At 67.2% G+C, this 9,690-nt stretch carries 3 protein-coding genes; 2 read left to right on the top strand and 1 reads right to left on the bottom strand.

The features are described 5' to 3' along the window. The coding region (locus MA09_RS11900) for a YhdP family protein (RefSeq protein ID WP_229440676.1) at positions 1-3,310 on the bottom strand (3,310 nt) is incomplete at its 3' end. A gap of 160 nt (positions 3,311-3,470) precedes the next feature. Between MA09_RS11900 and glnE the strand changes: the two genes are divergently transcribed. Both glnE and MA09_RS11890 read left to right on the top strand, forming a co-directional pair. Then, positions 3,471-6,185 carry a bifunctional [glutamate--ammonia ligase]-adenylyl-L-tyrosine phosphorylase/[glutamate--ammonia-ligase] adenylyltransferase gene (gene glnE, locus MA09_RS11895; protein ID WP_036248527.1) on the top strand — a complete coding sequence of 905 codons (2,715 nt, stop codon included), beginning with the start codon at positions 3,471-3,473 and terminating at the stop codon, positions 6,183-6,185. Between the two features lie 308 nt (positions 6,186-6,493). Beyond that, the gene (locus MA09_RS11890) at positions 6,494-9,394 is read left to right on the top strand and encodes a TonB-dependent receptor domain-containing protein (protein WP_036248524.1); all 2,901 of its coding nucleotides are present in this window, start codon (positions 6,494-6,496) and stop codon (positions 9,392-9,394) included. Positions 9,395-9,690 lie beyond the last annotated feature (296 nt).

Raw genomic sequence — 9,690 nt, 5'->3', positions numbered from 1 at the left:
TGACCTCGGCTTCGCTGGATTCCGGGATCACCAGCGAAGCCAGCCGTGCTGTCACCTTGCCCACGCCCTGGCCGCCACCGGTCTCGGCCCAGGTCACATAGCCGCTCGCGTGGCGCGAATGCAGGTTGGCCTGCCAGGTGTCGCGCAGGTGGGTGGCGCCCAGGATCACGTCGGCCAGGCGGCGCTCGCCGATGGTCAGCTCGCCTACCCGGCCGCCAATCACGGTCGGCATCACGTACTGGGCAAACCCGGGGCCGGCGCCATCGCTGCCGGAGCCTTCGCCCTCGCCCGCGATCGCCTTGCCGGCAGCGATCCAGCCGTCCACATTCAGCGCGCGCATGTCCACATGGATCATCATGCCGCTGTCCGGCTGTGGCGCCGGCACGTTGATGCCGATGCCGCCGCGCTGCACGGTCCAGGGTGCGCGCCCCGTCTTCTCGCGCAGGTAGCGCGCCGCCACGCCCTCGCCCAGCGCCAGACGGATCTCGTCGCGCGCCACGTTGCCCACGGTCGGTTCGCCCGCCAGCACGAAGCGCAGCGGCAGGCTGTCGGCCTCCGGCTTGTTGAGCGGGACCGGCAGTTCCATGCCCAGGCCGGCCAGGTTCGATTCGAGGGTGACCAGGCGCCGCCCTTCGCGCACCACCACGCTGCCGGTATAGGGCGTGCTACCCGACAGGCGCTGTGCCAGGCGCCTCAGCGCGGGGACGGGCGCAGTGCGGCGCATGCCTTCGGCCGACAGGATGCCGTGCAGGCGAATGGCGATGCTGCCGTCCTTCTGGGTGCCACCGGACAGGCCCAGCGGCCCGCCCAGGAAACTGGCGCCCACGCCGTTGAGGGCGACGCCGCGCTCCCAGAACTCGATCTTCCCTTCCGCCGCCGTTAGCTGTGGCAGTTCCGGGAACAGGCTGATGTCGTTGCCCAGCAATTGCAGGCTGCCCTGCACCTTGGTGTCGGGCAGGTGCGCCAGCGGCATGCGCAGGCGCAAGCCCAGGCGCGCGTTGCCTCCGGCACGGGTCTCATCCAGGAAGTGGCCGATCCATTCCGGCACCGGGCTGGCCGCCACGTAGCGCAGGAATTCCTGCATCGGCGCCGCCGCATTGCCGTCGATCTCGAGCATCATCTTCTCGTGCGCGCCCAGGTCGGGGATCACCGCCTTCACGTTCGACAGCGCCACGCCCATGGTGCGCAGCGTGTCGCCGCGGATCTCCATGCGGGCGCGGTCGAATTCGATGCGGCCGTTGATGTTCTCGGCCACCGGCCACAGCGGAGTGCCGTCGGCGTGGCGGTGGTCCGGCGCATATTCGAGGCGCGCGTTCTCGAGGCGTCCGGCGGCATGGAATTCGCCGCGCGCACGTTCCAGTACCGCATTGACTCCTCCCGTGGCGCGGAATGGGAAGCCGGCCAGGTCGCCGCGCAGGCGCAGGTGCGCGTCGCGCAGGGTGCCGCCCTGCAGGGCCGTGCCCAGCCAACCGGCCAGGTGCTCGGGCGTGCCCAGCGGCAGGAAGCGCCCAACCGAATTGATCGCGAAGCCGTCCAGGGTGCCCGTGATGTCGGCCGTGCCCGGGCCTGCCGCGCCGCCCCCCGGCAGCAGCGGCAGGCTGTGGCGTCCGGACAGCGAGCCGCTCAGTGTCCCCTGCGCGAAAGCCAGGCGCTCGACCTCGACCAGCAGCTGCTTGCCCGGATCGAAATTCCAGCGCGCCTTCAGGTCGAGGCGGTCGAGCGGCAGCGCGGGTTCGGCGAACCAGGCCGGCATGTGCAGCACCAGCGCGGTCGAATCGACCGTCACGCTGCCGCCGTTCTGGCTGGCGTCGATGCTGCCGCTGAGGTTCTGGAAGCCGGGCGTGGCCGGACGGGCCGGGATTGCCGGCTGGTCGCCACGTGCCGGCTGGGCCGCGCGCGCCGGCTGGGCATTGATGGCCAGGCCGGCCACGTCGCCGTGCACGCGGTAGCTGCGCAGCGCCGGATAGCGCCCTTCCCACTCGGCGGCCACGTCGAGCAGGCGGCCGCGCGGGGCGTAGTCGAGCAGCATCTGGCGCTGCTGCGGCGGCAGCGGCAGGTAGCCGGCCAGTGCGGCGAGTGCGCCGATGTCGAGCTGGCGCGCGCTCAGCTCGCCCGTTTCGGGCCTGCCGTCGCGCGCCGGGCGCCAGGTCTGTTCGAGCGTGGCGGGCGGCAGCGCCTGGCCATCGCGGGTGGTGACGGAAAAATCGGTGAGGCTGATGGTATGGCCGTGGGCGCCGAAGGTCGGCTTGCCCTCGTCCTTCCCTGGAAGCATTTCTTCGCGCGCGGCCAGGCGGCCGGAAATGCGAGCCAGCTCGAGCGGCTCCAGGGTCGTGCCCAGGCGCGCGTTGACGTCGGCCAGGGCCAGGTCGGCGGTAAAGCCGGCCACCCTGGCCTGGTCGACGCTCAGCCAGGCGCGCACCGAACCGCGTCCGCTGGCAATCTGGAACGGCAAGTCGACGTGCTGTTTCCAGGCCACCAGGTCGGCGCCGCGCAAGTCGGCATACAGCTCCCCCTTCCAGCGCGCGATATCGGAGGGACGCGCGCCGAAACGGTGGCGGAAGCGCGCGCGCACGTCGAGCGGCTGGCCGAGCGCGCGCGGCGGGGTGGCGCGCAGCGCGAAGCGGTGCCCGCCGCCGAAACGGTTCAGCAAGGCCAGGGTCACGTCGGTCAGGGCCAGTGTGGGCCTGCCGCGCAGCTCGTCGGTCCAATCGATGCGGCCGCCGCGGATCACGATCTCGCGCTGGCGCAGCAGCCAGTCGGCGCCGCGCCCGTCGTCTCGCTTATCGGGATCGAGCCGGATGCCCGCCACGCTGATGATACCGTCGCGGCCGCGCCGCATGTCCAGCTGCGGACTGCGCACTTCAAGCGCATGCAGGCGCGGCTCGAAGGCAGCCAGGCTCCACCAGGACAGGGCCGCCGTCACCTCCGGCAAGGCCAGCACCTGGCGCCCGCCGCGGTCGATCAGGCGCACGTCGCCCAGCGTCAATACGGGATGGATGCCCTGCCACCCAGCCTCCAGGTGCGCAATGGTGACGCGGTTGCCGAGCGCGCGCCCGGCGGCCGCTTCGATGTCGCCTTTATACAGGTCGATGTTGGGCAGGATGGCATAGCGCAGCGCCAGGAACAGCAGCGCCAAGCCGAAATACAGCAGCAGCACCAGCTTGATGGTGAAGCCGAGGACATGGTGCGAGGCCAGGTTCGCATAGCGATAGCACGCACGCAGGCGCCGCCAGCGCACAAGCGCTCCCTCGAGCGCCGACAGGTGAGCGGCGGCCGCCTGCGGGTCCTGGTTGTCCATCAAGGTGCTCAAAAAGGCTCGCCGTAAGTTTGATTCTCTAATAACAGATAGTTGCAACAGTCGCGGCGTCTACCTTACCATCGTGCTGACCCTAGGTTCCCAGGCGGCACGGCGGGCAATTCTACCGCACGAATGCCTGCCGGACGGCAAAAACACACACCGGATCGACACCATGCACCCAGCTTCGCCGTCTGACCATTCCCGCTTCCTCCAGCGCTGGCTCGGCGCCGACCCGGCCCGCGCCGCCCTGCTCGACGGGATATGCCGATTATCCCTGTCCAGCGTCGACCTCGGCGCGTTGTTGGCACGCGAGCTGGACGCTGGCCTGCCACTGCCACGTGCAATGCGCCGTCTGCGCAACCTCCTCGTGTGCGCCCTCATCCGGCGCGACCTGGAGGGCCTGGCCGACCTGGACGAGGTCGTCACCGCGATGACCCGCTTTGCCGACTTCGCCATCCAGACCCATGCCGCAGCCCTGACCGCCGAACTGGTCGCCGCCCACGGCATGCCGACGGGCGAGGAATCCGGCCGGCCGCAGCAGCTCATGGTGCTGTCCATGGGCAAGGGCGGCGGCGGCGAGCTGAACGTCTCGTCCGACATCGACCTGATCTTCGTCTACCCCGAGGATGGCGAGACCGCCGCCGCCCCCGGCCAGCGCCAGTTGTCCAACCATGAATTTTTCGTTCGCCTTGGCCGCCGCCTGAATGCCGCCCTGTCGGAAATCATCGAGGACGGCTTCACCTTCCGCGTCGACATGGCGCTACGTCCCAACGGCAATTCCGGCCCGCTGGCGGCGAGCCTGAACATGGTCGAGGAATACCTCATTGTGCAGGGCCGGGAATGGGAGCGTTATGCCTGGGTCAAGGCGCGCGCGGTCACCGGCGATTCGGAGGACATCGCGGCGCTGGAAGACATCGTGCGTCCCTTCGTGTTCCGGCGCTACCTCGACTTTGGCGTGATCGACGCGATCCGCAACATGCACGCCCAGATCCGCGCCGAGGTCAAGCGCCAGGAGCGCCTGCACCCCGAGCGTAGCCACAATGTCAAGCTGGGCCGCGGCGGGATCCGCGAGATCGAGTTCCTGGCCCAGGTATTCCAGCTGATCCGCGGCGGGCGCGACCCGGCCCTGCGCGAACGCTCCACCCGCGCCACCCTGCGCCTGCTGGCCGAGCGCGAACTGCTGCCCCAGGACACGGTGGCGCGCCTGCTCGAAGCCTATACCTTCCTGCGCAACCTCGAACACCGCCTGCAATACCTGGACGATGCCCAGACCCACACGCTGCCGGCCAGCGAAGAAGACCGGCTGACGGTGGCGCAGATGATGGGCCTCCCCGACGTCGCCACCCTGCTCGCCCGGCTGGAAGAACAACGCGCCTTCGTGGCTGCCCAGTTCGACGCCATCTTCGCCGACAAATCCGACGGCGCCGATCCCGAAGCCACCCTTCTCGCCGACGACCCGGAAAACCGCGAGGCGATCGCGGCCCGGCTGCTCGAGCTCGGCTATGACGACCCGTCCGCGGCGGCGGCGCGCCTGGTTGCCACCCTGCAGGGCCCGCGCCTGGCCAGCCTGCCCGAGGCCAGCCGCGCCCGGCTGCTGGCGCTGGGCGACGCCGCCCTCGGCCAGATCGCCACCGTGGTGCGCGAAGCCGGGGTCGGCAGCCACGCCGCCACGCTCGGGCGCCTGCTCGACTTCTTCGAGGCGATCGCGCGCCGCTCGGCCTACCTGTCGCTGCTGACCGAATACCCCCACACGCTCGAGCGCGTGATCCGGATGATGAATGCCAGCGGCTGGGCCGCCACCTTCCTGACCCAGCACCCGATCCTGCTCGACGAACTGCTGGACGACCGCAACGAGGGCGCCGGCGACATGACCGAACTGGCCACCGTCCTCGACGAGCAATTGAATGCCGCCGCCGGCGACACCGAGCGCCAGCTCGACATCCTGCGCGAAGCCCATCATGCCCAGCTGTTCCGGTTGCTGGCCCTGGACCTGGCCGGCGAGCTCTCGGTCGAGCGCCTGGCCGACCACCTGTCCCTGCTGGCCGACACCATCGTCGGTGCCACCATCCGCCATGCCTGGCGCGCCATCGCCAGCCGCCACCGCGAGGAGCCGCGCTTCGCCGTCATCGCCTACGGCAAGCTGGGCGGCAAGGAGCTCGGCTACGTATCCGACCTCGACGTCATCTTCCTGTTCGACGACGAGGACGAGATGGCGCCGTCCAACTACGCCAAGCTGGCGCAGCGCTTCATCACCTGGAACACCGCCCACACGGCGGCCGGCATCCTGTTCGACATCGACACCGCGCTGCGTCCGGACGGCGCCAGCGGCATGCTGGTGTCCACGGTCGCCGCCTTCGAGCGCTACCAGCATGCTTCGGCCTGGATCTGGGAGCACCAGGCCCTGACCCGGGCCCGCTTCTGCGCCGGCGACGCCGCCATCGGCGCCAGGTTCGAGCGCATCCGCGATGCGGTGCTGCGCAAGGACAGGAGCGACCAGGAACAGCAGTTGAAGGACGAGGTCCGCGCGATGCGCAAGCGCATGCGCGACGCCAACGTCAACCATGGCGAACTGTTCGACCTCAAGCAGGACGAAGGCGGGATGATCGACATCGAGTTCATCGTCCAGTACCTGATCCTGCGCCATGCCGCCCGCTACCCGCAACTGACGGCAAATGCCGGCAACATCGCCCTGTTGAGGCTATCCGGCGAGCTCGGGCTGATCGATACCGGCCTGGCCGCGGCGGCGGCCGACGCCTACCGCGCGATGCGCCGCCTGCAGCACCAGGTGCGCCTGCAGGGCCAGGAAAAGGCGCGTGTCGATCCCCAGTTGCTGGGCGGGCATCCCGAAGCAGTCCGCCGCCTCTGGGCGGCCTGTTTCGGCGACTGATCTCCATCCCCCCATGCCTGCACCGCCCCGGTGCGGGCGCCCCTTTTGCAAGCAAATAGATGCTGCGGCGCACGGTCCTCGTGCGCCGTTTTTCTATTGACTTCGAAGTCAGAAATTTACCTCACGTAATTGTTGTTTTTTGTTCAGTTTTGACCTGCGCAGATATTGACACTGATCAACACGCAATGCTCTTATACAGATGTGTATGCACATCAGCATCGCCGCTACCCGTGGTATGCCTGGCCGCACAGTTGCACCCTTTGAAAACATAAATCGCGTCCCTTCCCAGACGCAAAGATGGAGAACACATGCAACAACGAACCAAGATCGCGCTGGCAGTCGCCGTCGCCCTCCAGTCCATGGTTTCCGTCGCTCAGGCTCAAGAGGTCCTGCAGCGCGTGGAAGTCACCGGTTCGCGTATCCGCCAGGTTGACCTGGAAACTGCGCAGCCGGTCCAGGTGATGACCCAGGAACAGATCCAGAAAAGCGGTTTGGTCACCGTGGGTGACATCATCGCCAATATGTCGTCGGCCGGTTCCCCGGCCTTCAGCAAGGGCGGCGCGCTGACCTCGAACCGCGAGAATGGCGGCCAGTACGCCAACCTGCGCAACCTCGGCTCCCAGCGCCTGCTGGTGCTGGTCAACGGCAAGCGCTGGTCGCAGTCCGTGGCCGGCTTCACCGACATGTCGACCATTCCATCGTCGATGATCGAGCGCATGGAAATCCTGAAGGATGGCGCTTCGGCGATCTACGGGTCCGACGCGATCGCAGGCGTGATCAACATCATCCTGAAGAAGTCGATGGAAGGCGGCCAGATCAGCCTGTACACCGGCCGCAACGAGAGCGTCGCCGACGGCCGCAACAAGGACTTCTCGCTGACCTACGGCGCCGGCAACGACAAGGCTTCGCTGATGTTCGGCCTGTCGCACTCCGAATCCGGCGCGGTCTGGTCGCGCGACCGTGAATTCACCGCTTACTCGCGCACCTCCCTGTTCCCGCTCGAAAACCTCGGTTCGGGCCCATGGGGCCGCATCCGCCAGGTCAGCGCCTCGGGCGGTGCCACCGGCTTCGACAAGATCCTGAACCACACCGGCAACCAGTCGGGCGTGGGCGTCGGCGCCGATTCGCGCAACCCGGCCAACTACCACGATGTCGTCGGCGGTGCCCCGGTCCCGGCAGACCTGTTCAACACCACCAGTCAGATGGTGTTCGCGATGCCGTCCAAGCTGGACACCATCTTCACCAAGGGTGAACTGCAGCTGCCGTACGACCTGCGCTTCGTCACCACCGCGATGTACGCGCAGCGCAAGGGCGTGTCGACCACCGCCGGCTATCCGCTGTCCACGACTTCGCAGAGCAAGTACCCGGTCTACATCGACAAGGACAGCTACTACAATCCGTACGGCAACCAGGTGGCCGGCGCCGGCCGCGGCCAGGATCTGTTCTTCTTCCGCCGCACCATCGAAGTGCCGCGCGAGACCGAGAACAACAACCGTACCCTGCACATCGACGCCACCCTTGAAGGCAACTTCGAACTGCGCGGCCTGCCGTGGAACTGGAGCACCGGCTACAACTACAGCAAGGTCGACGGCAACTCGGTCGCCACCGGCAACCTCAACCTCCTGAACCTGAAGCGCGCACTCGGCCCGTCGTTCCGCAATGCCTCCGGCGTGATCCAGTGCGGCACCGCAGCCTCGCCGATCCCGCTGGCGGATTGCGTCCCATGGGACATCCTGGGTGGCCCGTCGGCCTCGAATCCGCAGGTGCTGAACTACGTCATGTCGACCGGCGGCTACAACTTCGGCAGCACGGTCGAGAGCGCCACTGCCGACCTCAGCGGCGAACTGTTCCAGCTGCCGGCCGGTGCGCTCGGCGTCGCAGGCGGTATCGAGCACCGCACCGTGCGCGGCGAAGACCTCCCGAGCGAGTTCCAGCGTTCGGGCTACTCGACCGACCTGGCGGGCAACCCGACCACCGGCCGCTTCACCGTGCGCGAGGCCTACGCCGAGTTGAACATCCCGGTCCTGAAGGGCCTGCCGTTCGTCGAATCGCTGTCCTTCAACCTGGCCACCCGTTATTCGGACTACAGCAACTTCGGCTCGACCAACAACAGCAAGGCCAGCTTCACCTACCGCCCGACCAAGGACCTGCTGTTCCGCGGCACCTGGGCCGAGGGCTTCCGGGCACCGACCGTGGGCGACACCTTCGGTGGCGGCCAGCAGGCCTTCGACACCTACCTCGACCCGTGCGATACCGTGTACGGCGAAGCGGCACGCACCCCGGCCGTGCTGGCACGCTGCAACAGCGGCTTTGGCGGCATCGGCGGCACCGCGGCGGGCTTCCGCCAGCGCGGCCAGACCGGCACCGCGATCACCTCGAGCGGCGGCACCCAGACCGCGTTCCCGTTCCAGGCAGGCGCCGGCAACAGCAACCTGCAGCCGGAAACCGCGGTGACCCGCACCCTGGGCCTGGTGTTCAACCCGTCCTTCGTGCCGGGCTTCTCGGCGGCAGTTGACTGGTACAGCATCCAGATCGACAACCGCATCGTGGGTGTGTCGGCGAACTACATCCTGGGCGAGTGCTACACCCAGGGCCTGGCGGCATTCTGCCAGGGCATCCGCCGCGACGCTGCCACCGGTTCGATCATCGACCTGGCACGCGGCAATGCCAACCTCGGCCAGATCAAGACCGAAGGCGTCGACGTCGAACTGCGTTATCGCCTGCCGCGCTTCTCGTGGGGCCAGGTCAACCTGCGCAGCGAAACCACCTACCTGGACGAGTACTCGACCAAGAGCTCGGCCGCCTCGCGCTGGATCGACTTCTCGGGCGAATACGACTTCCACCGCTGGAAGTCGAACTTCACCACCGACTGGTCGCTGGGCAACTGGAGCGCCACCTGGGGTGTGCGTTACATGAGCGCGGTGCTGGATCAGTGCCTGAACATTCCGCGCGGCTGGGAATGCAATGCACCGACCACCTTCCGTGCCGGTGCGACTTCGGCCGGCGCGAACCGCCTGTCCTCGCTGACCTTCCATGACATCAGCGTCGGCTACAAGCTGCCTTGGAACGGCGACGTGCGCGTCGGCGTCAACAACGTATTCGACAAGAAGCCGCGCTTCACCGTCCTGGGCGCAGCGTCCTCGACCTTCGTTGACGCCGACCTGCCGATCGACCGCTTCATCTTCGTGCGCTACAACCAGGCATTCTGATCGCACACCACGATTAGCGGTTTTCGCGCAATTTAATTGCGCAGCGAGCCCGTCCGGCGAAAGCCGGGCGGGCTTTTTTCTTTTTTCTAGGCCATATGCATATGTCAACAGTCAAATTGTATCGTGCGAGTAAATACACAATTTAGCAACAATACGTGATTATCAACATCGATTCCGTTGACAGTTATGCATATCGAGTGCTTTGATTGCTGACTTGAAAGTAATTCCAGTTAAAACATTGACTACTTTCAGGTGGTCGACAGACCCTTCCCAGTGGCTGTGCTGCACAACGGTAT

Origin of the sequence: Massilia sp. BSC265 (assembly GCF_000740675.1) — a bacterium.
Taxonomy (GTDB): Bacteria; Pseudomonadota; Gammaproteobacteria; order Burkholderiales; family Burkholderiaceae_D; genus Telluria.
The sequence above is the reverse complement of the archived record's forward strand: the minus strand, read 5'-3'. Positions and strand labels throughout refer to the sequence as shown.

Coding starts and splice junctions, on each gene's coding strand:
- glnE (WP_036248527.1), top strand. CDS start 3,471: ATGCACCCAGCTTCGCCGTCTGACCATTCCCGCTTCCTCCAGCGCTGG.
- MA09_RS11890 (WP_036248524.1), top strand. CDS start 6,494: ATGCAACAACGAACCAAGATCGCGCTGGCAGTCGCCGTCGCCCTCCAG.